This window comes from Ferdinandcohnia sp. SAFN-114 (assembly GCF_059415045.1).
In genome coordinates this window covers 1-2,362 of the sequence record NZ_JBPFDQ010000084.1, presented here as the reverse complement: position 1 = coordinate 2,362, position 2,362 = coordinate 1, and the positions used below count along the sequence as shown (strand labels likewise).

Here is a 2,362-nt window from a genome sequence, read left to right as displayed (position 1 = left end):
CCCAATGAAGTACATAACCCGTCTCTTTTTCGTGCGTTATGTTCTTCATAAGATCAATGAAGTACATTTCCAGCCTCTTTTTCGTGCGTTATGTTCTTCATAAGCCCGATGAAGTACATTACCTACCTCTATTTCAGCGTTATGTACTTCATAACTGTGCTTCTATACAACCAAATCGTCCTTCATAACACCAACGACGGACTTAACCAACCAATACTTGGGACAAACCCGTACTTCATCCTATTTCATCCCACATAACCCCATACAAAAAAGCGAGTGAATTGACACTCGCTTTTTTCCATTACATTTTTTCAGCTTGAGTTAATGATGCTTTAATAAATTCTCTGAACAATGGCTGTGGACGGTTTGGTCTTGATTTAAATTCTGGGTGGAATTGAGAAGCCACAAACCAAGGGTGGTCTTTCAATTCAATAATTTCCACAAGACGGCCGTCTGGGCTTGTCCCTGAGAAGATAAAGCCTGCTGCTTCCATTGCTTGACGATAATGGTTATTGAATTCGTAACGGTGGCGGTGGCGCTCATATACCACTTCATCGTTATATGCTTCATATGCCTTTGTGCCTTCCTCAATTTTACATGGGAAGATGCCAAGACGAAGCGTACCACCTAAATCCTCAACATCCTTTTGTTCTGGTAAAAGGTCAATAATTGGGTGAGGAGTATCCGGATTAAGTTCTGCAGAATGTGCTCCTTCTAAACCTAGTACATTACGTGCAAACTCTACAGATGCAAGCTGCATACCAAGACAGATACCGAGTAATGGTGTCTTTGTCTCCCTCGCATATTTGAGGGCTACAATTTTCCCTTCCACTCCACGGTCACCGAAACCGCCTGGAACTAGAATTCCATCTGAGCCTGCAAGTAATTCTTCAACATTTTCAGCTGTTACTTTTTCAGAGTCTACCCAGTTGATATTGATATCAGCATCAAATGCATAGCCAGCATGCTTTAATGCTTCTGCAACAGATAGATACGCATCCTGAAGCTCCACATATTTTCCGACTAATGAAATATTCGTTGTTTTTGTAAGGTGTGTCACTTTCTCAACAAGCTTGATCCAATCTGTCATGTCTGCTTCTTGGCAATCAAGTTGAAGGTGCTCACATGCAATTTGGTCAATACCTTGCTCCTGAAGGGATAAAGGAATTGAATATAATGTTTCTGCATCACGACTCTCAATAACCGCTTTTGGATCGATGTCACAGAATAGCGCAATTTTCTCTTTCATATCTTCTGAAATTGGCATTTCTGTACGAACAACAATGATATTTGGCTGAATTCCAAGGCTACGAAGTTCTTTAACACTGTGTTGGGTTGGCTTTGTCTTCATTTCACCAGCCGCTTTAATGTAAGGAACAAGCGTACAATGGACATACATTACGTTGCGGGCGCCAACATCACTTTTAATTTGACGAACTGCTTCTAGGAAAGGTAATGACTCGATATCTCCAACTGTACCACCGATTTCAGTGATCACGACATCTGCATTGGTTTCACGTCCAGAACGGAACACTCTTTCCTTGATTTCGTTTGTAATGTGCGGAATAACCTGAACCGTTGCCCCTAGGTAATCACCACGACGCTCTTTCTTTAGTACAGTTGAATAGATTTTACCAGTCGTTACGTTGCTGTATTTGTTTAGGTTAATATCGATAAAACGTTCATAGTGGCCTAAGTCAAGGTCTGTTTCAGCGCCGTCATCGGTAACGAAAACTTCACCATGCTGATACGGACTCATTGTTCCTGGGTCCACATTTATGTATGGATCAAATTTTTGAATCGTTACATTCATACCTCGGTTTTTCAATAAACGACCTAAAGATGCAGCAACAATCCCTTTTCCTAGGGATGATACAACCCCACCTGTTACGAAAATATATTTAGTCATCTTTCTCTTTTCCCCCAATCATGTAATTAGTTAAAGTTTGCTCAAAAAATCAAAATGTATAAAGAAATTCTTTGTCTAGTTCAGCGCCTAGCCCCTCGAGGTCATGAGTCAAGCCGTCAATAAGGATAAACAGCATCCTTTTTGCCATCTTGTCGGACTTGCACAGGAAGTGCTGACATCGACGTTTACCACAGGACGTGGCAGTTTTAAGTCGATGTTCCTCTATTAAAGGCGCCTGCACTTTACTTCTTGGTGCGGGGGTAAATTGTTTTTAACTCACCGAACCTTACACTTCTATAAAGTGAAGCTTTAACTGACAGCCGCCTTCCAAGGGACTTGCTGCTAGTTAATGCGGGATAAAATAAAAAAGCTCCACTTTGAACTGACCTAGCCAAATGAGACATATATAAAACACCTATCCATATTAAATTTAACACTTTTTCATTAATTTGA

1 protein-coding gene is annotated in these 2,362 nt (G+C 40.8%); it reads right to left on the bottom strand.

All coding sequences use genetic code 11. The features are described 5' to 3' along the window. Positions 1–301 precede the first annotated feature (301 nt). Positions 302–1,909, bottom strand: coding sequence for a CTP synthase (gene pyrG / locus ACR65M_RS21270; protein WP_341333266.1), 1,608 nt, complete (start codon positions 1,907–1,909; stop codon positions 302–304). Positions 1,910–2,362: the final 453 nt, after the last annotated feature.